This window comes from Brachybacterium sp. AOP42-C2-15, assembly GCF_052377065.1.
Lineage (GTDB): Bacteria > Actinomycetota > Actinomycetes > Actinomycetales > Dermabacteraceae > Brachybacterium.
Genome location: NZ_JBQSWK010000015.1, coordinates 80,841 through 105,702 on the forward strand (window position 1 = coordinate 80,841; position 24,862 = coordinate 105,702).

Annotated in this window: 21 protein-coding genes, 1 tRNA gene and 1 pseudogene; 10 read left to right on the forward strand and 13 right to left on the reverse strand. The window is 71.1% G+C overall.

The window, feature by feature from the left end; translation table 11 throughout:
* Positions 1-137 precede the first annotated feature (137 nt).
* Positions 138-839, reverse strand: coding sequence for a potassium channel family protein (locus ACT3SQ_RS10295; protein WP_442331972.1), 702 nt, complete (start codon positions 837-839; stop codon positions 138-140).
* Positions 832-2,193 carry a TrkH family potassium uptake protein gene (locus ACT3SQ_RS10300; protein ID WP_441446291.1) on the reverse strand — a complete coding sequence of 454 codons (1,362 nt, stop codon included), beginning with the start codon at positions 2,191-2,193 and terminating at the stop codon, positions 832-834. Before ACT3SQ_RS10300 ends, ACT3SQ_RS10295 begins: the two co-directional genes overlap by 8 nt.
* Before the next feature lie 204 nt (positions 2,194-2,397).
* Here ACT3SQ_RS10300 and ACT3SQ_RS10305 point away from each other — a divergent pair.
* Positions 2,398-3,083, forward strand: a pseudogene (locus ACT3SQ_RS10305) (ATP-binding cassette domain-containing protein).
* 26 nt (positions 3,084-3,109) lie between these two features.
* Here ACT3SQ_RS10305 and ACT3SQ_RS10310 read toward each other — a convergent pair.
* Genes ACT3SQ_RS10310 through arsB form a run of 3 tightly spaced genes read right to left on the reverse strand, consistent with a single transcriptional unit; the run spans position 3,110 to position 5,060 of the window.
* Positions 3,110-3,466, reverse strand: coding sequence for an iron chaperone (locus tag ACT3SQ_RS10310; RefSeq protein WP_444601116.1), 357 nt, complete (start codon positions 3,464-3,466; stop codon positions 3,110-3,112).
* A gap of 23 nt (positions 3,467-3,489) precedes the next feature.
* Positions 3,490-3,924 (reverse strand): arsenate-mycothiol transferase ArsC, encoded by a 435-nt coding sequence (locus ACT3SQ_RS10315; RefSeq protein ID WP_442331971.1) that lies wholly within the window; start codon positions 3,922-3,924, stop codon positions 3,490-3,492.
* Positions 3,921-5,060, reverse strand: coding sequence for an ACR3 family arsenite efflux transporter (gene arsB, locus ACT3SQ_RS10320; protein ID WP_441446288.1), 1,140 nt, complete (start codon positions 5,058-5,060; stop codon positions 3,921-3,923). Before arsB ends, ACT3SQ_RS10315 begins: the two co-directional genes overlap by 4 nt.
* Positions 5,061-5,144: 84 nt before the next feature.
* Between arsB and ACT3SQ_RS10325 the strand changes: the two genes are divergently transcribed.
* Positions 5,145-5,552, forward strand: coding sequence for an ArsR/SmtB family transcription factor (locus tag ACT3SQ_RS10325; RefSeq protein ID WP_441446287.1), 408 nt, complete (start codon positions 5,145-5,147; stop codon positions 5,550-5,552).
* 119 nt (positions 5,553-5,671) lie between these two features.
* On the opposite strand, the gene ACT3SQ_RS10330 is transcribed toward ACT3SQ_RS10325, so the two are convergent.
* A complete protein-coding gene (locus ACT3SQ_RS10330) occupies positions 5,672-6,370 on the reverse strand; it encodes an LrgB family protein (RefSeq protein ID WP_441446286.1) in 699 nt (232 codons plus the stop codon).
* Positions 6,367-6,774, reverse strand: a complete 408-nt coding sequence (locus tag ACT3SQ_RS10335) for a CidA/LrgA family protein (protein ID WP_441446285.1) — start codon at positions 6,772-6,774, stop codon at positions 6,367-6,369. The genes ACT3SQ_RS10330 and ACT3SQ_RS10335 overlap by 4 nt, the downstream gene beginning before the upstream one ends.
* 74 nt (positions 6,775-6,848) lie before the next feature.
* On the opposite strand from ACT3SQ_RS10335, the gene ACT3SQ_RS10340 reads away from it, so the two are divergent.
* Positions 6,849-7,409, forward strand: a complete 561-nt coding sequence (locus tag ACT3SQ_RS10340; protein WP_441446284.1) for a GNAT family N-acetyltransferase — start codon at positions 6,849-6,851, stop codon at positions 7,407-7,409.
* A 178-nt stretch (positions 7,410-7,587) separates the two neighbouring features.
* Positions 7,588-8,238: a hypothetical protein gene (locus ACT3SQ_RS10345; protein ID WP_442331970.1), complete on the forward strand. Its 651-nt coding sequence runs from the start codon at positions 7,588-7,590 to the stop codon at positions 8,236-8,238.
* Between the two features lie 417 nt (positions 8,239-8,655).
* Here the strand turns inward: ACT3SQ_RS10345 and ACT3SQ_RS10350 are convergent, their stop codons facing one another.
* Together ACT3SQ_RS10350 and ACT3SQ_RS10355 are read right to left on the reverse strand one after the other, a co-directional pair.
* Entirely contained in the window at positions 8,656-10,239 is a 1,584-nt protein-coding gene (locus ACT3SQ_RS10350) for an AbgT family transporter (protein WP_444601117.1), read from the reverse strand.
* Positions 10,240-10,383: 144 nt separating this feature from the next.
* Positions 10,384-11,778 carry a M20 family metallopeptidase gene (locus tag ACT3SQ_RS10355; RefSeq protein ID WP_444601118.1) on the reverse strand — a complete coding sequence of 465 codons (1,395 nt, stop codon included), beginning with the start codon at positions 11,776-11,778 and terminating at the stop codon, positions 10,384-10,386.
* Positions 11,779-12,201: 423 nt separating this feature from the next.
* On the opposite strand from ACT3SQ_RS10355, the gene ACT3SQ_RS10360 reads away from it, so the two are divergent.
* The 3 genes from ACT3SQ_RS10360 (at position 12,202) to ACT3SQ_RS10370 (ending at position 15,560) form a co-directional block, all read left to right on the forward strand.
* Complete coding sequence (locus tag ACT3SQ_RS10360; RefSeq protein ID WP_444601119.1) at positions 12,202-13,842, forward strand: sodium-dependent transporter; 1,641 nt, start codon at positions 12,202-12,204, stop codon at positions 13,840-13,842.
* A gap of 112 nt (positions 13,843-13,954) precedes the next feature.
* Positions 13,955-14,062, forward strand: coding sequence for a methionine/alanine import family NSS transporter small subunit (locus ACT3SQ_RS10365; protein WP_441445778.1), 108 nt, complete (start codon positions 13,955-13,957; stop codon positions 14,060-14,062).
* A 364-nt stretch (positions 14,063-14,426) separates the two neighbouring features.
* Positions 14,427-15,560: a hypothetical protein gene (locus tag ACT3SQ_RS10370; protein WP_441445777.1), complete on the forward strand. Its 1,134-nt coding sequence runs from the start codon at positions 14,427-14,429 to the stop codon at positions 15,558-15,560.
* Positions 15,561-15,731: 171 nt separating this feature from the next.
* Here ACT3SQ_RS10370 and ACT3SQ_RS10375 read toward each other — a convergent pair whose 3' ends face one another.
* The 4 genes from ACT3SQ_RS10375 to ACT3SQ_RS10390 form a co-directional block, all read right to left on the reverse strand.
* Positions 15,732-16,556: an energy-coupling factor transporter transmembrane component T family protein gene (locus ACT3SQ_RS10375; RefSeq protein WP_444601120.1), complete on the reverse strand. Its 825-nt coding sequence runs from the start codon at positions 16,554-16,556 to the stop codon at positions 15,732-15,734.
* Entirely contained in the window at positions 16,556-18,469 is a 1,914-nt protein-coding gene (locus ACT3SQ_RS10380) for an ABC transporter ATP-binding protein (RefSeq protein ID WP_441445775.1), read from the reverse strand. The genes ACT3SQ_RS10375 and ACT3SQ_RS10380 overlap by 1 nt, the downstream gene beginning before the upstream one ends.
* 39 nt (positions 18,470-18,508) lie before the next feature.
* Positions 18,509-19,486, reverse strand: a complete 978-nt coding sequence (locus ACT3SQ_RS10385) for a cell division protein FtsQ (RefSeq protein WP_441445774.1) — start codon at positions 19,484-19,486, stop codon at positions 18,509-18,511.
* Between the two features lie 160 nt (positions 19,487-19,646).
* On the reverse strand, positions 19,647-21,404 hold the full coding sequence (locus ACT3SQ_RS10390) for an HAD family hydrolase (protein ID WP_442331966.1): 1,758 nt from the start codon (positions 21,402-21,404) through the stop codon (positions 19,647-19,649).
* A gap of 253 nt (positions 21,405-21,657) precedes the next feature.
* Between ACT3SQ_RS10390 and ACT3SQ_RS10395 the strand changes: the two genes are divergently transcribed.
* The 3 genes from ACT3SQ_RS10395 (at position 21,658) to ACT3SQ_RS10405 (ending at position 24,689) form a co-directional block, all read left to right on the forward strand.
* Complete coding sequence (locus tag ACT3SQ_RS10395; RefSeq protein ID WP_444502594.1) at positions 21,658-22,797, forward strand: LacI family DNA-binding transcriptional regulator; 1,140 nt, start codon at positions 21,658-21,660, stop codon at positions 22,795-22,797.
* A gap of 403 nt (positions 22,798-23,200) precedes the next feature.
* Entirely contained in the window at positions 23,201-24,460 is a 1,260-nt protein-coding gene (gene tyrS / locus ACT3SQ_RS10400; RefSeq protein ID WP_441445771.1) for a tyrosine--tRNA ligase, read from the forward strand.
* A gap of 141 nt (positions 24,461-24,601) precedes the next feature.
* Positions 24,602-24,689: transfer RNA gene (locus tag ACT3SQ_RS10405), tRNA-Ser, on the forward strand.
* The last annotated feature ends 173 nt before the right edge of the window (positions 24,690-24,862 follow it).

Here is a 24,862-nt window from a genome sequence, read left to right on the forward strand (position 1 = left end):
CCGGACCCGGTGACGGTCTCGCCTCCGATCCATCCTCGCCTGCGCGGCAGCGCCCGCGCATCCTCTTTTGGTCGGAGATCCCGAGCGCCCGGGCAGGGGCTCGAGTCTCGGGCCCGGGTGCACTCCCGCGGGAGATGTCAGGACATCGCCCGGCTGAACTTCTCCGCCTGCTTCGTGGGGCCGGTGACCACGATGGTGTCCCCCTCCTGCAGGACGGTGTCCTGGGTGGCGGGCTGCCAGGCGGCACCGACGGGCTTCACCGAGGTGACGGTGACCCCGTAGCGGCGGCGGATGCCGCTGTCGCCGAGCCGGGTCCCGGCGAGCTCGGGGCTCAGCGCGGTCTTGACCATCGCGAAGTCGGTGTCGATCTCGATGAAGTCCTGCATCGTGCCCAACACGATATGGGCGACTCTGCGGCCCATGTCCTTCTCCGGATAGATCACGTGCGAGATGCCGAGCTGCTCGAGGATCAGACCGTGCGGATCGCTCACGGCCTTCGCCCAGATCTTGCGGATGCTGAAGCGCAGCAGCAGCGAGGTGACGAGGATGCTGGCCTGGATGTCGCTGCCGATCGCGATGACGACGCGGTCGAACTCGGGGAGGGAGAGCTGGCGCAGCACCTCCTCCTGGGTGGCGTCCGCGACGACGGCGTGCGTGAGCTTGCCGTTGAGCGCCTGGACGGTGTCCTCCCGCACGTCGATGCCGAGCACCTCGGCGCCCTCGTCCATGAGCTCGAGGGCGAGGGACTGCCCGAAGCGGCCCAGGCCGATGACCGCGACCGATCTCTCGGAGGTCGGGCCGGAGGAGGGACCGGTGCGGAAGAGTCTGTGCTTAGCCAATGATCGGCCTTTCCTTGGGGAGGTCGTAGAGGAGTGTGCGGCGGCGGAGGGCGAGTCCCGTGGCGACGGTGATCGGACCCAGTCGGCCGATGAACATGAGCGCCACGAGGATCAGCTGCGCGCCGACGGGGAGGTCCGCGGTGATCCCGGTGGACAGGCCCACGGTCGCGAAGGCGGAGACCACCTCGAACAGGATCTCGTCGAGGGAGTAGTCGGTCATGAGCATGATCGCGACGGTGGAGGCGACCACGAGGCCGACCGCCATCACGATGACGGTGATCGCCTGGCGGTGCACCGCTCGCGAGAGCCGCTTGCCGAAGACCGTGACGGCTCCGGCGCCGCGCAGCTCGCCGAGCATGAGGAAGAACAGCACGGCGAAGGTGGTGACCTTGATGCCGCCCGCGGTGCCGGCGGGGCCACCACCGATGAACATCAGCAGGTCCATGCCCAGCCAGGTCGCCGGGTCCATGGCCGAGGTGTCGATGGTGTTGAAGCCCGCGGTGCGGGTCTGGGCGGACATCGCGAAGCCGTTGAGGATCCGCAGGTGAGGGGGCATCCCGCCGAGGGTGGCCGGGTTCGCCCACTCGAGCGCGGTGATGTACACGGTGCCGAGCACGAGCAGCAGCGGCGTCGCGGCGAGGACGATCCGGGTGTTCATGGTCCACAGGCGCACGGTGCCCAGGTGCCTCATCAGCTGCATGAGCACCGGGAACCCGAGGCCGCCGAGCACCGTCGCGCCGCTCGTGGTCAGGAGCACCACGGGGTCGTCCCAGAAGGACATGAGGCTGTCGCTGTAGAGCGCGAAGCCGGCGTTGTTGAAGGAGGAGACCGAGTGGAAGACGCCCAGCCACAGCGCCCGGCCCCACGTCTCGCCGTAGGTGAGCGCGAAGCGCAGGGTGAGGATCGCCGCCGCGATCGCCTCGATGGCGAGAGAGATCCGCACGACGCTCATCACGAGGGTGCGCACGTCCTCGATGCCGAAGCTCTTGACCTCCGCGGCGGCGGTGAGCTTCGAGCGCAGGGACAGCTTGCGCACCACGGCGATGCCCACCACGGAGGCGAAGGTCATCACGCCGAAGCCGCCGAGCTGGATCAGCGCGAGGATCACGACCTGCCCGAAGACGGTCCAGAAGACGGGGGTGTCCACCACGATCAGCCCGGTCACGCACAGCGAGGAGACCGCGGTGAACAGCGCCTCCATCGCCCCGGCGCCGCCGGGGCCGGTCGAGGCGGCAGGGTGCATCAGCAGGAGCGTCCCCAGGACGGCGCAGAGGCCGAAGGCGAGGAAGACGGTCCGCGCGGGGCGCGGTCGTCGGTCGATGCTGGAGGGCCGAAACAGCCCATGTGATGGCACGCGCGGAATGCTACGCCTGCTCCGGAGCGGCCGACGCCCTCGATGATGTGACGGTCGCCGCAGCGAAGGCCCGGGCCCTCGAGGGGCGCGCCGAGAGGCTCGACCAGGATCGGGGCTTGACCTTGATCAAGCCTCAATCCCGCACCCTGGCACCAGGAGCCCCCGCACAGGGCGGGTCACGGCTCCTCGGACAGGAGGCAGATCATGACGTCCTCGCAGAGAACGACCCCCGCCATCGAGGTGCGGGGACTGCACAGGGCCTACGGCGAGCTCGAGGTGCTCAAGGGGGTGGACCTCGAGGTCGCGCGCGGCAGCATCCTCGCCCTGCTCGGCTCCAACGGCGCCGGCAAGACCACGCTCGTCCGCATCCTGCCACCCTCCTGAGGGCGGATGCCGGCAGCGCTCGCGTCGACGGCGTCGACGTCACCGCCGATCCTCGGGCGGTGCGCCGGTCGCTAAGCCTCACCGGCCAGTTCGCCGCCGTCGTCGAGATCCTCACCGGCAGGGAGAACCTGCGCCCCGCGGGGATCTACGGCCCCGGCCGTGACCACCTGATCAGAACCGTCCAGGAAGGGCGGTCCGTCGAGCACGACCGCCGCACCAACCGGATCCACGAGGTCGATCTGGCACGGGCGATCGTCGCGCTGCTGTCGGCGCCCGAGCCGCCAGCGCTGCTCCATGCGGCCGACGGCGCACCCGCCAGGCTCGGTGAGGTCGTCACACATCTCGCGCAGCGGCTCGGCGTGCCCGTCCCGCCCCGCGTCTCCCCGGATCCTGGTGCGGGCACGGTGCTGGACGCCGCCGCGCTGCACGAGCTGCTGGGGCATCTCGAGGTGCCGGACTACCGGGCAGGGTACGACGCGATGCTCGAGGACGCCTCGCTAGCCTGATCGCTCAGCGGGCGCCGTCCGGGGCGTCAGACTCCCGCGGCCCTCCGCGAGGCCAGTGCGAGCTTCTCGACGAGGTCTTCCGGGATCGGCTTCCGTGCCGTGAACGTGATGCCCGTCGTCGTCGCCTTGAGCCCAGCGGCCGCGATCTCCTCGGCGTGCTCCACGAGCGCCTCCGCCTGGAGGTACAGACCGCACTGCTTCGTGAACGCCGCATAGCCCCCGACGATCATGCCGTCGATCCGGAATCCCGGCATGTCGTAGGCCACGACCTCCTCCGCCTCGGACAGGGTGCGGGCCAGCGTCGCGCGCAGCTCCTGCAGCAGGGGCCGGAACGCCTCGGGGCGCTCGGCGATGTAGGCGTCGTGGTCGGAGGTCGCCGTCATGGGGGCCAGCGTACGCCGGGCGCTCAGCCATCGTCGGCCGTGAGCTCCGCGAGCAGCGCCTGCACCCGGCGATCGATGTCGTCGCGCACCAGGCGCATCCGCTCGGCGCCCTCGATGCCGCGCTCGGAGGGCTCGTCGGTGACCCAGGTGTCGATCGTCCCGGCCATGTCGGGGACGGGATCGACCACGGCCTCCTCGCCGAGCACCACGACGCGGTCCACGCGGGCCAGCAGCGCGGGGTCGATCGGCTTGGTGACGGCGGCGCTCATGTCCCCTCCGACCTCGGCGACGACCTCGGCGGAGAGTGCGTTGACCGCGGTGCCGGGCTTCGTGCCGGCCGAGTGCACCTCGACGGCGCCCGCGGCGCGGGCCTCCATGAGGGCGGCGGCCATCTGGGACTTGCCGCCGTTCTTCACACAGACGAACAGGACGGACGGGGTGGTGGACGGGGCGCTCATGCGGGGATCTCCTCGGGGGCTGCGGTGGTGCGGGCGGAGGAGGGAACGGTGGGATCGCCGGGGAAGAGCCGTCGGCCCATCCACAGTGAGACGTAGACCAGGGCGACCAGCACGGGGACCTCGATGAGGGGGCCGACGACGCCCGCGAGCGCCTGACCGGAGGTGACGCCGAAGGTGCCGATCGCGACGGCGATCGCGAGCTCGAAGTTGTTGCCGGAGGCGGTGAAGGCGACGGTGGTGGACTTCGCGTAGTCCATCCCCACGGCGCGGCTGAGCAGCAGCGAGCCCACGAACATCAGCACGAAGTAGGCCAGCAGCGGCAGCGCGATGCGGGCCACGTCGACCGGGGCGGAGAGGATCGCATCGCCCTGCAGGGCGAACAGCAGCACGATCGTGAACAGCAGGCCGTAGAGGGCGAACGGGCCGATACGCGGCAGGAACCGGTTCTCGTACCAGTCCCGGCCCTTGACCCGCTCCCCGAGCACCCGGGTGAGGAAGCCGGCGACCAGCGGGATGCCGAGGAAGACCAGCACGCTGAGCACGATCGCGCCGACCGAGAACTCCACCGTGGTGGTGGACAGGCCCAGCCACGAGGGCAGCACCTGCAGGTAGAACCAGCCGAGCACGCCGAAGGCGAAGACCTGGAAGACGGAGTTGATCGCGACCAGCACGGCGGCGGCCTCGCGGTCGCCGCAGGCGAGATCGTTCCAGATCAGCACCATGGCGATGCAGCGGGCGAGGCCCACGATGATCAGCCCGGTGCGGTACTCGGGCAGGTCGGCGAGGAAGATCCACGCGAGGGCGAACATGAGCGCCGGGCCGACGATCCAGTTCAGCACGAGCGAGGTGATCATCAGACGACGGTCGGCGCTGATGCGGCGGGTCTCGTCGTAGCGCACCTTGGCGAGCACGGGGTACATCATCACCAGCAGTCCCACGGCGATCGGGAGCGAGACCCCGGCGATGCTCACGGACTCGAGCGCGGGCGCGATCCCGGGGACGACGCGTCCCAGCATCAGGCCGAGGCCCATCGCGAGCAGGATCCAGGCCGGCAGGTACCGGTCCAGGAACGACATCTCCCCGACCACACCGGTGGGTGCGCTGGTCGCTTCGGTCGTCATGTCGGGGGTCGTCATATCGAGCACTGCCTCTTCCCATAGACGGATGTCGATGCGAACGCTAGCCTGTCGCATAGACGAACGTCAATGTAAGGTGCGTCCATGTCCTCCTCCACCGCCTCTCGCTCCGTGAGCATCTCGATCAGGGCCTCCGCCGAGGCTCCTGCGGAGTCCTGCGAGCCCGGGACCTCGACCGCCGACGGCTGCTGCGTGCTCGGCGCCGGCCTGATCGACGTCGTAGAGGCGGAGCACCTGGCGCTGCGGTTGAAGGCGCTCTCGGATCCGACGCGCCTCCAGCTGCTCTCCCACGTGGCGGTGCGCGGCTGCGGGGACGTGTGCGCGTGCGATCTCGCCGAACCGCTCGGGATCTCGCAGCCCACCGTGAGCCACCACATGAAGAAGCTGGTCGAGGCCGGGTTGCTGACCCGTGAGCAGAAGGGCCGCTGGGCGCACTATTCAGTGGTCCCGTCCGCCTTCGCGGAGCTGCGCACCTTCCTCGACCTCCGCTGACCCGCCCCTCCTCGGTGATCCCTCCCCTCCTCGGTGGTGACCTCCGCGGCCGCGTCGAGGGGCTCATCGCAAGGCTCGGAATCCGATCCTCGGAGTCTGCGCCCCGGAGGGCCTGAGCCTCAGCTCGTCACGAGCGCCGCCACGATCGGCAGCACGATGGTCATGACCAGGGCATTCAGCACCATGGCGGCGCTGGACCAGCCCCCGGCCTCGGTCGAATCCGCGAGCACGCGGGAGGTGCCGATACCGTGCGATGTGAGGCCCACCGCGAAGCCGCGCGCCCGCTCGTCCCGCACCCCCGCGAGGCTCAGCAGCGCCCGGCCGACCACCGCGCCCAGGACGCCGGAGATCATCGTGAGCACCACCGCGAGCGGTACGGAGGCCTGGAGCACCTCGGCGATCGACAGGCCCACGGGGGAGGTCACCGAGCGGGGCAGTGCGGCTCGGAGCAGGTCGTCCTCGACGCCGAACGCGCGCAGCACCCCCACCGTGATGACGATGCTGAGCACTCCGCCTGCGGCGAGCGCCGCGACCACGGCGGGCGCCGAGCTGAGCAGCGCCTTCCCGTTGCGCAGCAGCGGCAGGGCGAGGGCGACCGTGGCGGGCCCGAGCAGCATCGTCAGCAGCGCGACCTGCTCGAGATAGACCTCGTACGGGAGCCCCGTGAGCAGCAGGACCGCGGCGACGACTGCGGTGGTGACCAGCACCGGTGAGAGCACGCCGGGCCGGCCGAGCCTCTGATGGAGCCAGTACGCCCCGAGATACGCGGTGAGGGTCAGGGCGAGCCCGAAGACGGGCAGGTGGATGAGGGTGCTCATGCCGCCTCCTCCTGTCGCCGGTCCCGGCGGCGGTCCTGCTGGCGCAGCAGCGCCTGCAGGACCATCCCGGAGACGATCAGCGGCACCAGGAAGGAGCCGCCCACGGCGAGCGCGAGCGGCAGGGCGTTCTCGGCGAGGGACTCGAGCTCGAGGACGATCCCCACGCTGGGCGGCACGAACAGCAGCTGCAGATGCGCGAGCAGCGGGGTCGCGGCCGGATCGGCGACGCGCACCACGGCGCGGGTGGGGCCCAGGATCCCGAGCACGACCAGCAGCACGATCCCGAGTACCACGCCGGGGACGGGCAGGCCGAGCAGGGCCGAGACGGCCAGGCCCACCAGCTGCGCGAGCAGCAGGACCACGAGGCCGAGCAGCACTGGAGGCAGGAAGGCGGCGCGTGACATCCCGGTCAGGGTAGCCCGAGCCGTCCCGCAGGAACCGCGTTGACCACGGCCGACGGGCCCCGCACACTTCCCCCATGCCCTCCTCCGCACCCTCCTCCGCGTCCCTGTCCTTCCCGCTGCGCGGCGACCGTGTGCTGCTGCGCCCCTTCGAGCCGGCCGACGCCGACGCGGCCCATGCCGTCTACGGGGACGAGGAGGTCATGCGTCACGTGGGTGAGGGCGGTGCGGTCTCGCGTGAGGAGACGGCGCAGATGATCGAGGGCTACCGACGTCACCAGCACGAGCACGGATTCGCCTGCTGGGCCGTGGTGGACCATGGCACCGGGGAGCTGATCGGTGACGCGGGGCTCGAGATCACCGCGCACGGCGTCGAGCTCGGCTACACCCTGACCCGCAGCGCCTGGGGCCGGGGCCTTGCGACGGAGGCCGGGAGGCTGTGCATCGCGGCGGCGTTCGGCCCGCTCGGCCTGCCGCGGCTGGTCGCCCTGGCCGACGTCGACAACCCCGCCTCGCTCCGCGTGCTCGAGAAGCTCGGCTTCCGACGGGCGGCGGAGGTGGCGGCCTTCGGTCGTGCACATCACGCCCTCGAGCTCGCCGCGCCCGGGGACGAGCAGGCCTCGCCCTCCCCGGCATGAAGCGCAGCTGACCTGGGAGGACGCCCGGGGTCGGGGGTGTGCGCAGGCCGACTGCGGCGCGGGCCACAGGAGCGGAGGATCACGCCGGACTTGCCCGGACCGGCCGTCCTCGCCCAGCGTGGAGCCCTTGCGCAGGCCCTTCCACACGGCCCTCGTCCACCCCTCGGAGGTCTCCGGGATGTCCAGCAGTTCTCTGCACACCACGCTCGATCGACGTGCCGCGCTCCGCGGCCTCGGCCTCCTCGGCCTGACCGCCGCCGCCGGTCTGTTCGCCGATCCCCGGGCGCATGCTGCGAGTGATCTCGTGGTCGTCGACCAGAAGGACACCGGCCCCTGGGAGAAGGAGAACTGCGGCCCCGCCGCAGCCGTGATCGCGATGGTCGCCGCCGGCCGCACGGTCGAGCACTACGTCCCGGGGACCGCGGGCGCCGAGCCGGGCGGGAACGCCCGCGCCGTGATGGAGATGCGCGCCCGCTGCGGCATCTCACCCTGGGGCGAGCCCGAGATCAAGACCGTCGACTGCGTCGGCGCCTATCTCGGGAACCTCGAGACGGGGATCCGTGAGGCGGAGGGCACCGCCACGCGCGCCCAGTACCGGGAGGGGCTCGAGGCGGCCGCTCGCGGCTCGGTCGTGATCCTGCATATCCACCACGGCACCCTGCTCGGCGAGGACGCGGACTACGGCCACTTCGTGGTCGCCCAGGGCGAGGACGCCGACGGGAACATCCTGGTCTCCGACCCGGGGCGCGCCCAGAGCATCGGCATCACCGCCTACCCGCCCGAGCACCTCCTCGAAGCCCGACAGGGACACGCCGCCATCGTCAGCTGACGGCGGCCGCACCGCTCGCCGGGGGCCAGCGGGCCGGGGCGCCGGGGTGCCGGGGTGCCGGGGTGCCGGGGTGCCGGGGTGCCGGGGTGCCGGGGTGCCGGGGTGCCGGAAGAGAATCCTCGCCGTCTGCGGGTCTGCGGCCAGCTGCTGTGCTCTGCGGGAGGCGGTCGTGCAGCGTGGTCGCTCGTCGCCCCCTCCCAGCGCAGTACACCGGGACCGGGGCAGGGACCGGGACCGGGGCAGGCACCGCAACGAGTCGTAGCTTCGGTACCGCAAAGAGGGGCTGAGCGGTACCGAACCTACGACTCGATGACCTCCCCGGTACCGAACCTACGACTCGATGACCTCCCCGGTACCGAACCTACGACTCGATGTCCGCCCCGGTACCGAACCCACGACTCGGGCCATCGCCCCACCTCAGCCCATGAAGATCCCGTTGCCCGGGCCGAGGGGCAGGTCGAAGAAGAAGAACACCGCGAGGATGAGCGTCCACACCACCCAGAACGGGATGACGAACGGCAGCATCCGGGCCATCAGCGTGCCCAGGCCCGCGCCCGGCTCGTACTTCCGCAGCATGCCCAGCAGCACGATCATGTACGGGTTCATCGGGGTGATGACCTGGGTGGCGGAGTCGCCCACCCGGAACGCGGCCTGGGTGAAGGCGGGCTCGTAGCCGATCAGCGCGAACATCGGCACGAACACGGCGCCCATGATCGCCCACATGCCGGAGCCGGAGATGATGAACAGGTTCAGCACGCTGGCCAGCAGGATGAAGCCGATCACCGCACCGAAGCCGGTCAGTCCCACGTTCTCGAGGCCCGCCGCGCCGGTGACCGCGATCCAGGTGCCGATCCCGGACCAGTTGAACAGCGAGATGAAGTTGCCCAGGATGAACGCCAGCACGATGAACGGCAGCATCTCCTTGAGCGCGTCGGACATCATCTGGACCGCGTCGCGGGTGCTGCGCAGGGTGCCGACGATGACGCCGTAGGCGGTGCCGACCACCATGAAGTACGCGACCACGATGAACACGATCGAGCTCAGCAGCGGGGACTTGGGCAGGAAGCCGCCCTCCTCGTTCCGCCACGGGGAGCCCGCCGGCAGCACGGCCACCAGGATCAGTGCGGTGAGCACGACGCCCGCCAGCACCGCGACCAGCAGTCCCTTGTTCTCCTTCGGGGTGAGGGCGGCGCGCATGTGCTCGGCGCTGTCCGCGGAGTCCTCGGCGCCCTCGACGCCGATCTCGTCCACGGGGACGTTCTGACGCGTCAGCCGGGGCTCGATGAGCTTGTCGATGATGAAGCCCGCGACGAAGCCCAGGATGAGCGAGGCGGTGATGTTGAAGAACCAGTTCGACACCGGGTTCACGGCGGTGAACTCGAAGCCGGGCAGCGCCTCCATCACCGAGGTGGTGATGCCGGCGAACAGGGCGTCCAGCGAGGTGGGGAAGATGTTGGTGGAGTAGCCGGCGCCGGCGGCGGCGAAGCCGCCCAGCAGACCGGCCACGGGGTGCCGGCCGGCCGCCTTGAACACGAGCGCCGCGAGCGGCGGGACCACCACGAAGGCGGAGTCGGCCATGATCGAGGAGATCACGCCCACGAAGCCCACCACGTACGGGAGCAGCCACGCCGGCGAGGAGCCGAACAGCTTGCGGATCCCGGCGGCGAGCAGGCCCGAGTGCTGGGCGATGCCGATCGCGAGCAGGATCGGCATCACGGTGACCAGCGGCGGGAACCCGATGTAGTTGATGCCGAGGTTGGTGGTCAGCCAGGCCATGCCCTCCCCGGTGAACAGGCCCTTGATCACCGTGGGCTCCTCCGAGCCGGGAACGATGACGACCACCCCTCCCATCTGCATCCCGGTGGAGACCAGTCCGGTGATCACGAACAGGACCATGAACAGCATGAATGGCTCGGGCAGCTTGTTGCCCGCCCACTCCACCCAGTTCAGGGCCCGATCGGTGAAGCCGGTCTTCGTCGGCGTGGTCTGTGCGGCGCTCATGGTGACTCCAGTCGGGTCGGGTGAGTGGCGGCTGCCGGTGGGTCGGTTCGTGCCCAGCGCGGCGGACTGCGGTCTGTGGAAGAACTGCGGTCGTTCGAAGTGCTGCGGCCAGTGAAAGAACTGCGGCCATTCAGGGGCGTGCGGTCAGTCGAAGAAGCCGGGGACGTCGATCGCTCCGCCCGCCGCCTCGAACTCCTCGGCGACGGCAGCGGCCAGGGCCGGATCGTGCAGCACATCGAGCACGGTGGCGGCGAGGCCGTAGGCGCCGTCGGCCGCGGCGGTGCGCGCGTCCTCGGAGACGGCCCAGGCCGCGAACTCCCGGGTGTGGAGGGCGACCTCCGGCGGAGCGATCCGGATCACCGGGTGGATGCCGGGCACGCGATAGCTGACGTTGCCGAAGTCGGTGGACGCTGCGAGGGAGGGCGAGACCACGCCGTGCGGCAGCGGGTCCCGGCCGCGCTGGCGCTGCGCCTGGACCCAGCGCCCGGTGAGTGCCTCGTTGGTGCGCACGGGCAGCGACGGCGGATGCTCGTCCCACTGGACGCTCACCCCGACCCCGGCCATCAGTGCGGCACCGCGGGCCACGTCCTCCACCCGGCGGGAGAGGTCCTTGAGCGTCTCCGGACGCTGCGAGCGCACATACAGGTCGAGCCGAGCGCGGTCGGGCACGACGCTCGCCCGCTCGCCGCCCTCGCGGATCACGGCGTGGATGCGGTCCGTCGGCGGGGTCTGCTGGCGCATCAGCCCGATGCCCTGGTACATCAGGCTCGCGGCGTCCAGCGCGTTGCGGCCCATGAACGGCTGGGCAGAGGCGTGGGCGGTATGCCCGTGGTACTCGACGGTGAGGGTCCTGCGACCCAGCCAGGTCTGATCGGCCAGGTCATAGCCGTACGGATGGGCCATCACCACGGCGTCCAGCCCCTCGAAGGCACCCTCGCGGGCCATGTACTCCTTGCCGGTGTGGCCCTCCTCGGCGGGGGTCCCCAGGAACACCACCCGTCCGGGCACGGCCGACGGGTCCGCCTTTGCGAGCGCTGCGAGCGCCAGGAACGCGCCCAGCCCCATCACGGCGATGACGTTGTGGCCGCAGCCGTGGCCGACGCCGGGCAGCGCGTCGTACTCGGAGAGGATCGCGAGCGTCGGCGCATCGTCGTCCTCGGAACCGGCACCGGCACCGGCACCGGCACCGGCACCGGAGATCTCGGCCCGGATCGCGGTGTCCAGCCCGTGCACGCCCGCCTGGGCGTCGATCCCGTGCGCGGCGAGGACGTCGGCGATGGCGCGGGCGGAACGGTGCTCCTCGAAGGCGACCTCGGGATGCTCGGCGAGGTCGAGCATCAGCGCGACCATCTCCTCCGCGTCGGCCTCCACCTGCGCCTCGAGCTGGTCGTGCAGGGCTGGGGAGGCCCCGTCGAAGGTGGAGCCGGGGTGGGTGGAGGTCCGCATCGCCACCTCCCGCTCCTCGTCGAGCTGGCGGAGGTAGGCCGTGGAGACCTCGGTGTGCTGGGCGCCGGGACGCGCTGTCGACTCGGTCGTCATGCGGGACACGGTAAGTCACACGGCCACCTTCAGGGGCGAGCATCCGCGAGAGGATTCCGCGAACATGCCGGCCCGCCGCCCCGAGCGACAGGAGCGTCATCACCCGCGCTTCTCCGAGAACGGTACGATCTGGACAGCGCCCTGCGGCGATCCCGCAGCCGCGCCTCCTGTGCGGACCGCTCACCCTGCGATCCGTGGTCGCCTCTCGGCGGCCGCCCCCGTCGCCCCTGCGGCGACGAACCGTCGTCCCCCGACGGCCAGCGCCACCGCCCACCGGTGACGCCCCGCCGTTCGACGGCAGCGCCTGCCGCCCCGAGCGGCAGTTCCCGGTCGCCGTTCCCACGGCGGTCCTTCCCCGGGTCGTCATCGTCGTCGACTCCTCTCCTGCGCCGTCCCCGCGGCGCTGCTCCCCGGAGGCTCTCCATGAGTGCAACGTCCCCATCCGCCGGCGCCACCGCGCCGAGCGCCGACCGCGGCGCCTTCTCAGGCCGGACCGCGTTCATCTTCGCCGCCATCGGCTCTGCCGTCGGCCTGGGCAACATCTGGCGCTTCCCGGCCGTGGCCTACGAGAACGGCGGCGGCGCGTTCATCCTGCCGTATCTGGTCGCGCTGCTGACCGCCGGCATCCCGCTGCTGTTCCTCGACTACGCGCTCGGGCACCGCTGGCGCGGCTCGGCGCCGGCCGCCTGGCGCCGCTTCAGGCGCTGGACCGAATTCATCGGCTGGTGGCAGGTGCTGATCGCCCTGATCATCGCTCTCTACTACGCGCTGATCCTGGCCTGGGCCACGAACTACACGATCTTCTCCTTCGACCAGCGCTGGGGCGATGACGCCGGTGCGTTCTTCGGCGAGTACACCCAGGCTCTCGGCGGGGCCGATGCCACCGTCAGCTTCGACTTCGTACCGCCGGTGCTGATCTCGATGATCGTGGTCTGGCTCGCGGTGATCGTGGTGATGGCCCTCGGCGTGCACAAGGGCATCGCCGCCGCCTCTGTCATCTTCATCCCGCTGCTGGTCGTCATGTTCATCATCCTGGTGGTGCGCTCGCTGTTCCTGCCCGGCGCGATCGACGGCCTGGACGCCTTCTTCCAGCCCAACTGGGCCGCGCTGACGGACCCCGGCGTGTGGATCGCGGCCTACGGCCAGATCTTCTTCTCGCTCTCGGTGGCGTTCGGCATCATGCTCACCTACGCCTCGTACCTCAAGAAGAAGACCGACCTCACCGGCTCCGGCCTGGTGGTCGGTTTCGCGAACTCGGGCTTCGAGATCCTCGCCGGCATCGGCGTGTTCTCCGCGCTGGGCTTCATGGCCCAGGCACAGGGCGTCGCCATCGACGAGGTCGTCACCTCCGGGGTGGGCCTGGCGTTCATCGCCTTCCCGACCATCATCAGCGAGGCCCCGGCGGGCGCCATCATCGGAGTGCTGTTCTTCGGCTCCCTGGTGCTGGCCGGCTTCACCTCGCTGATCTCCATCGTCGAGGTGGTCATCGCTGCGATCCAGGACAAGTTCGGCATGGCGCGCGTGCCGGCGACCCTCGCGGTCAGCGTCCCGATGGCCGTGGTCTCCATCGTGCTGTTCTCCACCACCATGGGGCTCCCCCTGCTGGACGTCATGGACAAGTGGGCCAATGAGTACGGCATCGTCGCGGCCGCCGCCGTGTCCACGATCGTCGTCTCCTACGTGGTGCGGGGCCTGCCCACCCTGCGCGACCACCTCAACCAGCGCGGCACCTTCCCGATCGGGAGGATCTGGATGCTCTGCGTGGCGGTGATCGCGCCGCTCGTGCTCGGCGTCTCGCTGATCCTCAGCACGATCACCCTGGTCACCTCCGAGACCACGTACAGCGAGTACCCCGGCTGGTTCAACCTGGTCTTCGGCTGGCTGATGGCGATCGCCTTGGTGGTCATCGCGATCGGGCTGTCGCTGATCCCGTGGTCGAAGAACTCCAACCTCTACAAGACGGACTCCGACGGCGATCCGATCGCCCCGGAGGTTGTGGCCGGCAAGGGCCTGGTCACGGATCCCGAGGCCGCGACCCCGCACGAGCTGCGCAGCGCGCCGTGACCTCGGGGCGGCGCGGAGAACGGCCGGCCGAGATCCGGCCGGACCTGCACCGCCCCCGTCCGCTCATCCGCCGCTCTGCTCAGACCGTCCTTCCCACCACACAGGAGTGATCATGTCCTTCGCCTCCATCGTCATGATGATCATCGCGATCGTCACCGTCTGGGGCGGCCTCGTCGCCGCCATCATCAATCTCAGGCGCCACCCCGAGACCGACGACTGAGCCGGGCGGGCCGCCCCGGCCCGCCGGCCCCGGCCCGCCAGCCCCGGCCCGCCGGCCCCGGCCCGCCGGCGATTGTGCGCTGTGGACCTATGCGAAGCACTCGCATAGAACCACAGCGCACTTTCGTCGCACCCGGCACCCGGCGCCGCGCGGGTGCGGGTGCGGGTACGGATGTGAGAGCCGGAGCGGGTGCCGCCATCCGCCAGACGCGGCCAGCCGCCGGGCGCCGCCACCGACCGGGCGCCGCCACCACCACCGGCCAGGCGCGGCCACCCGCACCCGCACCGTTCCTCCACAGTGCTGCGGTCTCCACAGGGCGCAGCCCCCATCGGGATGCCTGTCGCGTGACGCCTACGGTCTCGGCATGCGTGCGATCCCCCTCCCCGCGGGCGCTCTGCTCTCCCGCAGCCGCTGGCGAGACATGGGCGTCTCCAGCAAGCGTCTGGCCGGCACGCAGTTCGTCCGCCCCCTGCCCGGTCTGCTCACTCCCCGGGCGTTCCCTGCGTGGTTCGACGACATCGTCTCCGCGCTGCAGAGGACCGTGATCCCCGGCGCCGTCCTCAGCCACACCACTGCTGCCGTCCTGTACGGAGTGCCGGTCCCCCTCGATGTCGATGACGGGGTGGGACTCCTCCTCCACCTTCGCGACCCGCGCAGCGGCCGACGGCGGTTGAGCCTGTTCGCGCCCCGGCATGACCCGAAGGCTCCCCCGCTGACCGAGCCCGACCGCCTCGGACCAGGCCACCCGGCGTTGACGCTGACGCTGCCTCACCTGCACTGCCGTGTCCCACCCGGGTCGCAGCCGAAGGCGGGGCGGCACGTGACGGTGCACCGCATGGCCCCCGGTGCCACCAGAAGGTGGCGCGGGCTGATCCTCTCCTCACCCCCGGAGCTGCTGCTCGAGCTGGCGCTCCTCCTCGAGCACGATGAGGTGGTCATCGCGATCGATCACTTCCTGGGACCGAACAGCTCCCTCCCGGGGACCACCTGCGAAGCCGTCGGCCGTGCTCTCGAGCCCTACCGAGGACGGCCCGGATACCGCAGGGTGATGCGAGCACTCGCGGATGCACGCGAAGGGGTCGAGTCCCCCGGGGAGACGCGGACCCGCCTGCTGGTGACCCGCGCCGGGTTCCCCGAACCCACGCCGAATCTCCGCGTCCAGGACCCGGACAAGGGGACCCTCCGGCGGATCGACAACGCCTACGCCTCACACCTCATCGGCATCGAGTACGACGGCGACATCCACCGCAGCAAAGGCGCGTGGAGAGAGGAGCACGCACGGCGGGACTCGCTGGAGTCGGCCGGCTGGACCCTGCGGCGATTGACCGCCGCGGACATCCGCGAGCCCGGCCGCTTCCTCAGCGCGCTGCGGCGCACCTTCCTCGCCGCCGGTGCTCCCGCCCCGCCCGAGAGCGCATGGCAAGGGGACGCGGGCGCCGCACTGCGTCGCCCGATCACGCCGCCCCCTCGCCGCTCCCCGTCATCCGATGTGCGCTGAGGACTCATCTGGAGCACGCCCATAGGTCCTCCGAGCACAATCGACGTCTGCTGGGGAAGGGTCCGCGGGGCAGGGCAGGGCAGGGCGGGGTAGGGCAGGGCAGGGCACGGGCAGGGCCGACCCGGGTACGGGCTCGGGTCGCGAGGCCAGGGCCACGTCCGCACTGGCCCGTCACCGGTACAGCGGCAGCTGCACGCCCAGCCAGTACACGCCGATCACGGTCAGGGCCGTCGCGGCCAGCACCGCGACGTCCAGCGCGGTGACGCGCAGGTAGGCGAGGCGCAGGGTGCGGCCGGCGGGGTTGCTCGCGCCGTAGGTGAAGCCGCGGGTCTCGAGGGCCTCGACAGTGGTGCGCACGTTCTTGGCGGTGTTGAGCATGATCGGGTAGAACGCCGTCACCGCCATCACGCACCATTGCCAGACCACCCGCCAGCCGAGGAACCCGCGGGTCGCGGGTGGGGCGTTGCGCAGCCGCTGCCCTTCGAAGACGGTCACATACTCGTCCACCAGGATCGGCAGCATGCGGTAGCCGTAGCTCACGCCGAAGGCGAGCAGCTCGGGGGCGCGCAGGGCCAGCAGGGCATCGGAGAGCTTCTCCGGGTCCAGGGAGACGAAGGCGGCCATGGACGCCATCGAGACGGCGCCGAGCTTCAGATTCAGCTCGGCGAGCGCGACCAGCGTCGTGAGGTCGCCGCCGAACAGGAAGGCGGCGACGAACAGGGCGATGATGTCCGCGCCGAGGCCGATCACGAACAGGCCCAGCACCAGCGGACCCACCCGGGCGAGGATCACCGAGACGATCCCGAGCACGAAGAAGCCGATCAGCACGGTGAGGTTGTGGGTGAACCAGGGGGCGAACGCCATCACCAGATACCAGGCGATGACCATGCGCGGGTCCATGCGGGAGAAGAGTCCGCCGCGGGTGGAGTAGGCGGTGCGCAGCAGCTCCAGGCGCACCCAGTCGATGCTGAGCACGTCATGGGTCTTGCGGGCCATCAGGACTCCTGCAGGGGATCGAGGGCGGCAGTGGGGGCGGTCGACAGGGCGGGCGCAGCCGACGGGGCGGGCACAGCCGACAACGCGGGCACGGCGGACGACGCGGGCGCAGCCGACAGCGCAGACGCAGCCGACGTGCCGAGCACGGACGGGTCGGGCAGCCATGTCCGCAGCTCCGCGGCGGTCAGCGGCAGCGGGTCCAGGCCCAGCTCGTGCGCGATCCGGGCGGCCTGCGGCGGGACCAGGCGGGCCTGGGCGGTGAGCTCGGGGCGGGAGAACAGCTCGCGCGGGGTGACGTCGGCGAGCACCCGGCCCTGGTCCAGCACGATGACGCGGCTGGCCCAGGAGGCGACCAGCTCCATGTCGTGGGTGGCGACCACGGCGCAGCGCACGGTCTCGGCGAGGGACTCGAGCATTCCGGTGACGTCGTGGCGGGAGCGGACGTCGAGGCTCGAGGTGGGCTCGTCCAGCAGCAGCATCGTGGGCCGCATGGCCAGACCGATGGCGATCGTGGCGCGGCGCTGCTGACCGCCGGAGAGGGTGCGGCCGTCGCGTTCGGCGAGCTCGACGAGGCCCACCCGGTCGATCACCTCGTCGACCCGCTGCTGGGCTCCCGGCACCTTCCTCCCGACGGGGAAGAGGGCGACGTCGGCCCGCACGGTGTCCTTGAGGAACATCTGCTGCGGGTGCTGGTAGAGGTAGGCGACGTGCTCGGAGAGCCGGGCGGCGGAGCGGGAGCGGGTGTCGATGCCGTCCACGGTGACGGTGCCTTCGCGGGGCACGATCAGGCCGGTCAGCAGCTTCATGAGGGTGGTCTTGCCGGCGCCGTTGGTGCCCACCAGCGCGACCCGCTCCCCCACGTGCAGCTCGAGGTTCAGATCCACCAGCACCGGGGCGAGCTCCCCTCCGACGGTGCGATAGCCGTGGTGGATGCCGGTCAGGGTGGCGACGGGCTCGGTGCGAGCCGCAGTCGCGACGAGCGCAGTCGGGTCGGCGATCTCGTCTCCCGCCCCCGTCGGCCGCTCCCCCACCTGCAGGCGCAGCATCGCGACGGCCGAGGGCACATCCAGCGCCACCCGCTCCGCGCCGACTGCGGCGGTCAGGGCGACCGCGTCAGGGGCGGGGATGCCGTGGGCCTCGAGGTCGCGGTGGCGGTCCATGGCCTCCTGCACGGGCAGGTGCCACACCGGGGCGCCGTCGGCCATCAGCACCACCGAGCGGGCGAACTCGGCGATGAACTCGGCATGGTGCTCGATCGCGACCACGGTGATGCCGTGGCGCTCGTTGAGCTCGCGCAGCCGCAGATAGATCTCGCGGGCACGCGCCGGATCGAGCTCGGCGACGGGCTCGTCGACCACGATCACCTCGGGGCGCATGGCGAGCACCGCGGCCAGCGCGACCAGGTGGGCCTGCCCGCCGGAGAGCTGCCAGACGAAGCTGTCCCGCAGGTGAGTGATGCCCAGCTGCTCGAGGGCCTCCTCGGTGCGCTCGCGATAGTCCTCGTGCCCGAAGTTCAGGGGCCCGAAGGCGATCTCGTCGCGCACCGTCGGCCGCACCAGCTGGTTCTGGAAGTCCTGGTAGACGTAGCCGACGCGGCTGGACAGCTCCGCGACGCTCGACTCCCAGGTGTCCACACCGCCCACGTGCACGGAGCCGGCGTAATCGCCGTTCCAGTAGTGCGGCACCAGACCGTTGAAGGTCTTGCACAGCGTGGTCTTGGCAGAGCCGTTGCCCCCGACCACCGCCACGAAGTCGCCGCGCTCGATCGTGAGATCGACATTGCGCAGCGTGTCGCGGTCGGTCCCGGGATAGCGGAAGGACAGGTCCTTCACGACGATCACGGGATCCGACGGTGCCGCGACGATCGGATCCGCCGCGATCGGGTGGGCAGTGGTCGGGGGAACGGTCTGCATGATGCTCCTGCTCGTGGGGGCCAGCGGGCGTTCGGCGCCTCAGCGCCCGGAGGTCCCGGCGTCGGTGGCGTCCGCCGCGACGACCTCCTCGGCCTCACGCCCCGCGTCGGGAGTGGAGCGGGAGAGGCGGAACAGGAGGATCGCCACGAGCATCACCACGGCGATCGCGGCGACGGCGATCAGCAGGAACCATTTTCCGAACTGGTCCAGGAAGTCCGGCTCCCAGGCACCGGCGCTGATGTCGAAGGCCTCGAGGAAGGCGAAGCCGAAGGAGGCGATCGCGAGCAGCAGCACGAAGCCGACGAACATCGGGGTCTTCGGTGCATCACCCGGGATCGGCTCCCCGGGGACGCGCGGACGCATGCCCATCAGGGGCTCGATCTTGCCGTGCAGGGCGGGGATCAGCCACATCGCGGGGATCGCGCCGAGCAGGATGCCGCTCATGATGACGTCGACGCCCAGGCCCAGGATCTCCAGGGTCAGGACCGACTCGGGCAGGCCCTCGACGTACTCGGCGTCCTCGACGCCGACCCACACCTTGCCGAGGTCGACCACGGCGGAGAGGATCTTGTCGATGAGGATGATGGCGACCGCGCCGATCGCGATCTGGAGCCGGTTGCGGGGGTTCCGCACCAGGGAACCGCCGATGTAGATCGCGAGGAACATCTGCAGGTAGCCCTCGATCTCGGCGAGGCCGGAGAAGTCACCCATCAGCAGATCGGTGAACACGATCTCGCCCAGCGGGGCGCCGAGCGCGGCCCAGAACGGGGAGAGCAGGGCGGCCATCGCGAGCGGCACGAAGATCATGTTCGAGACCGAGATGTCGACGGGGCCGATCGAGGGGTCCGGGACGATCTCCAGGATGATGTTCGAGAGTCCGAACAGGGACATCGAGAGCACGAAGACCATCAGCTTCTGGGAGGTGGTCAGCTCCGCGCGGCGCACGCCGTCGACGACGCCGCGCAGGGTGCCGCGGCGCTGGTCCGTGGCGGGAGGTGAGGGGATCTGGGTGGACATGGCGATGCTCCTTGGACGAGGAAAGGCAGGCGGGCGGGGTGAGGCGGCACTGCGGGAGAAGGCACTGCGGTGAGGCGGACCCGACGCGGTCGGGGTCCGGTCAGGGCGCCGACGGGGGTCGGGGCCGGGTCTCGGGGCGGTGGCGGACGGGTCAGGAAGGTCAGGGGCCGACGGCCAGCTGCGCGGCGAGCAGGTCGATGACCTGGGCCGGGGAGTCGAGCACGTGGTCGGCGTCGCCGCTGGTGAGGGCCGCGTCGAGGTCGGCGTCGGAGTCCTTGCCGCCGCGCAGCAGGCAGACGGTGCCGATGCCGGCCTCGCGCCCGCCGCGGCCGTCGTTCAGGGCCTTGTCCCCGACGTAGATGACCTGCGACCGGTCGGTGGCGAGTCCCGCGAGGGCGGCCTCGAAGATCGCGCGGCCGGGCTTGCGCACGCCCACCTCGTCCGAGTAGGCGGAGGGGCCGATCATCGCGGTGAGCCCGTAGCGGGCGAGGATCTCGCGCACGCCCTCGCCGGAGATGGTGTTGGAGACGATGCCGACGACGATCCCCTGCTGATGGCACCACCGGATCAGCTCGAGCGCGCCGGGGCGCGGCGCCGGGAGATTCTTGAAGCGGTGCAGGGTGAGGGAGAGCTGCGGGGCCTCGAGCCGCAGGGCGGCACGCAGCGGGGCGGGCAGCCCTGCGCCGACGAGATCGCCCCAGAGCATGGCCGGATCGATCTCTTCGTGCCGAGGGGCCTGATCGGCGGCGGCGTCGCGGGCGCGCTTGCGGGCACGGTGTCGCTCCCAGCCCTCGGCGGCGGCGCGCTCGGCGGTGGCTCGGTCGATCGGGCTGCCGATCCGCTCGGACAGCGCCACGATCTGGGCGGCGACCGCCGCGAACCGCTGCGGGTTCGGAGTGGACAGGGTGATCACCCCGCCGTGGTCCAGCAGCAGCGCGGGGCGCCGGGCGGCGACGGCCGACGGCGCGGGGTCGTTCTCACCGGGCAGCGCGGTCCCGTCGGCGGCGGCGACGTCACCCACGGCACCGTCGGGGGTCAGGGTGCCGCTGACGGTGGCGCCCGCGGGGTCGGCAGCAGCTGCGCGGGCGGCCGACGCCTCGAGCGCTGCCCGCAGCGGTGCCAGCAGTCCCTCCGGGGTCTCGAGCACCAGGTCGGGAGTGTCGGTGACGCGGAAGGGCGGGTGGTCGGTGCGGCGGTCGCGGGTGATCACCACGGCGCCGACGCCGGCGCGGCGCCCGGCCACGACGTCGCGGTCCAGGGTGTCGCCGACATACCAGGCCTCCTGCGGGTCGACGTCCAGCGCCTCGGTGGCCAGACGGATCATGTCGGGATGCGGTTTGCGGATCCCGACCTCGTCGGAGTAGATCTGGACGCCGAAGGTCTCAGCCAGACCGAGGTGCTCGAGGATCGCGCGATGTGCCCGGCCCGAGTGGGCGTTGGAGACGATCCCGAGGCGGATCCCACGAGCGGCGCATTCGGCGAGCAGCTCGGTGATGCCGGGGCGCTGGTGGTGGTCCGCGACCAGGGGCGCCATCGCGGCGAGCAGCTCGCGGGCGTCCAGGGCCAGGGCGCTGCGCACCGTCGCGGGCAGGTCCGCGAGCAGGAAGTCCTCGACGATCTCGCGCGGGCCGAGCTCGCGCGGGGAGAGCCGACGGCTGGCCGCGTTCTTCCACAGCGACAGGGCGGTGCGGCCGGTGCGCAGGGACTCCTCGACCTCGGCGAGCTCGAGGTCGGCGCCGACGGCGCGCGCCCGCTCCACCACGATCTCGGCGAGCTCCCGAGCCCAGGTCACGCGCGAGGAGGTGGAGATGACCACCCCGCCGAAGTCCAGCAGCAGCGCCCGCGGGGCGGGCAGGGCCGCTGCAGGCAGGGCCGGTGCCGACAGGTCCGGTGCCGACAGGTCCGGCGCCGAAGGCACGGGGCCCCCTTCCGGCGGGAGGTGCATGCCGGTGAGGTCCGGCTGCGAGGAACGAGGCGCAATGCTCACGTCTCTCCGATCATGAGGGGAACGGCGCGAGGCCGGGATCCCGACGCCGCATGAGCAACGCTAGGAAGAGAGTCCGGTGGGTTCATGAACTCCGGGTGAACCTCCCGGCACGTCTTCGTCTCTGGACCTGAAACTCTTCAGTCCTGCCGGTCAGAACCCGAAAAGAGTCGTGTAGACCGGTCTCATGAGCTCCCCCGCCGACAGGACCGCCCTCCGGATCACGTTGGCGGACGTCGCTCGCGCAGCGGGGGTGTCGTCGGCCTCGGCGTCGATGGCGCTCAATGATCGTGACGGGGTCGCGCCGGCGACCCGGGGGCGGGTGCTGGCCGCGGCGCGGCAGCTCGGCTATCGGCGCCGGTCACGGGGCACCGGTCTGATCGGGGTGCTGCCCACGGACCTCGGGAATCCGTATCACACGGACGTCATCGCGGGGATCGAGGCCGAGGCGGAGAGCCTCGGGCTCGGGGTGGTGATCGCTCACGGCCGGCGGGACGGCGCCCATCTGGAACGGCAGCTGCAGCGGCTGCTGGAGCTCGAGGTGGACGGGATCGTCGCGGTGACCACCTGGCTGAGCCCGCAGGCGCTCGAGCAGGCCGGACAGCGGGTGCCGGTGGTGGTGATCGGGCGGATGCAGGATGCGGTCACCGGCACCGACTCGGTGCTCAACCACGACCAGGCTGGAGCGGCACTGGCCGTGCGCCATCTGGTCGAGCAGGGGCATCGGCAGCTGGCCCATGTCACCCTGTCCACCCGGCCGGGGCCGGCGATGCGGCGGGCGGGCTTCCTGGCGGAGGCGGAGCGCCTGGGTCTGCGTGAGAGCGCGCAGGTGATCGGTCCCGATCCGGCCGCGGCCGACGCCGGCATCGAACAGCTGCTGCGGGCAGTGCGCCGTGGCGACTCCGACGCCCCCACCGCCGTCTTCGCGGCCAACGACATCGCTGCGGTCACCGTGCTGCATCTCGCGGCCGACCGCCACATCGAGGTCCCTGCGCAGCTCAGCGTGGTCGGCTACGACTCCTCCGCGGTCGCGCTCACCGTGCGCCCCCATCTGACCAGCGTCAATCAGCCCCGGCAGGAGATGGGCCGCCTCGCCGCCCAGATGCTGCGCGAGCGGATCGCGGGCCGGGAGCACGACACATCGAGCGTCGTCGACCCGGTGCTGACCCTCCGCGCCTCGACCGGTCCCGGCCCGGCGCTGCACCGACGTGTCCCGCCTTCACCGTCGCCGTCACCGTCACCTTCACCTTCACCTTCACTGTCACCGGCCCCGCTCCCGCTCCCGCACCCGCACCCGCACCCGTACCCGCTCCCGCACGGTCGGTGACCGCCCATTGTGCGCTGACGACCTATCCGCTGCGGCCACATAGGTCCTCAGCGCAGAATCGGCGGTCGCTCCTCCGTCTCCTCGGCATCGGCCGCATCGTCCGCGTCGTCCGCGTCGTCCGCGTCGTCGGCGCCTTCGACGCTGCCGGACACCAGGCACCAGGCACCAGGCACCAGGCACCAGGCATGCGCTACCCTTCCGGCATGCACCTGCGCATCGACTATCCGCACGGCTCTGGGACGAGCCGCGCTGTCGTGCGCGCGCCGATGCCGTGAGGCAGGCGAGGTGAGATAGCACCGCTCGACTCAGAGCCCCAGGCGAGGACCACACGGTCCTCGCCTTTTTTCGTCGCCACGGCGAGGGGTTCGCACGAGGTTCCTCGCCCTTCCGGAAGGACCTCTCCATGACCATCGCCCCGACCCCGCCGCACAGCTCCCCCGAGGAGATCCTCGCCGAGCTGGAGCGCACCACGGACCAGATCATCGGCCGCGAGGACCTGCTGACTCGGCTGCGCGAGGGGCGGCCCCTGCGCGTCAAGTTCGGCGTCGACCTCACCGCCCCGGACCTCCACCTCGGCCACGCGGTGAACCTGTGGATGATGCGCACCCTCCAGGACCATGGCCACACCGTGATCTTCCTGCTCGGGGACACCACCAGCCGCATCGGCGATCCGACCGGCCGCAGTGCCTCACGCCCAGTGCTCACCGAGCAGCAGCTCCTCGACAACGCCACCTCGTTCCTCGATCAGGTGACCCGGGTGCTGCGTTCCGAGCCCGAGCTGCTGCAGATCCGTCGGAACTCCGAATGGTTCGACGAGATGGGGGTCGCCGGGCTGCTGTCCGAGCTCAGCCTGATCACGCACGCCCACCTGATCTCCCGCGACATGTTCCGCTCACGGATCACCGCCGGAACAGAGATCGCGATGCATGAGCTGATCTACCCGGTGCTGCAGGGCTTCGATTCCGTCGCCTTGGAATCCGACCTGACGATCGTGGGCACCGACCAGCTGTTCAACGAGTCGATGGGACGCGAGCTGCAGGTCAAGCACGGGCAGGCACCGCAGACGATCATCACCAGCACCGTCACGCCGGGCCTCGACGGCGGGCCGAAGCAGTCGAAGTCGCTGAACAACTACGTGGGCCTGTGCGCCGCGCCGGAGGAGAAGTTCGGTCGGCTGATGACGCTGCAGGACGAGCTGGTGGGCACCTGGGCCCGCGTCTACTCCGACCTTCCCTTCGAGCGGGTGGAGGAGCTCGGCCGACGGGCGGGTTCCGGAGGCGCTGCGGCCCGGGATGCGAAGCTCGATCTGGCCGAGGCGATCGTCGCCCGGCACGATGGCGCCCCCGCGGCGAGTCGCAGCCGTGAGGAGTTCCTCCGTGTCTTCTCCGCACGGGAGCAGCCCCGCGAGATGGCCCCGCTCGCGCTGAGCCGCACGACGATGACCGCACTCGACCTGGTGACGACGGCGCGCCCCGAGCTCTCCCGCAGCGAGGCACGGCGCCTCCTGGCCGGTGGCGGGGTCGAGCTGGAGGGGCGCCGCTTCTCAGATCCGGAGGAGCTCCTGACTCTCTCGTCCTCTTGGGTCCTGCGCGCAGGGAGGAGGCGCTGGTTCCGGCTCGAGATCGCTGAACCATCGGAGCGTGGCGGAGGCGCGCCTGCCTGAGACGCGGTCGCGCCCGGGCATCGCCGGTGCGCGAGCGCGCGCCGCTGCCCGTTCGCCCAGGCCCCGAATGTGACCTGCGTCGGTCCGGTTCGCACCACCCTGGGGTGTCAGGTACGCTATCCACTGCTCTTATAGAGCGCTGGAGGATTCGCCTAGCGGCCTATGGCGCACGCCTGGAACGCGTGTTGGGTTAACGCCCTCGGGGGTTCAAATCCCCCATCCTCCGCCAGCTGAAATAGCCTCTGACCTGCGACTTGATCGCATGTCAGGGGCTATTTCCATGTCCGGGCACGGTACGGCATGAGCAGCGCAGTCCAGGGTGCGGAGCCAGGCGCCCGCGGCGTCGCGCACTCGTGACCGCATCGGAACCTCGCCCTCGATCGGCCGCGTCCATGCACGTCA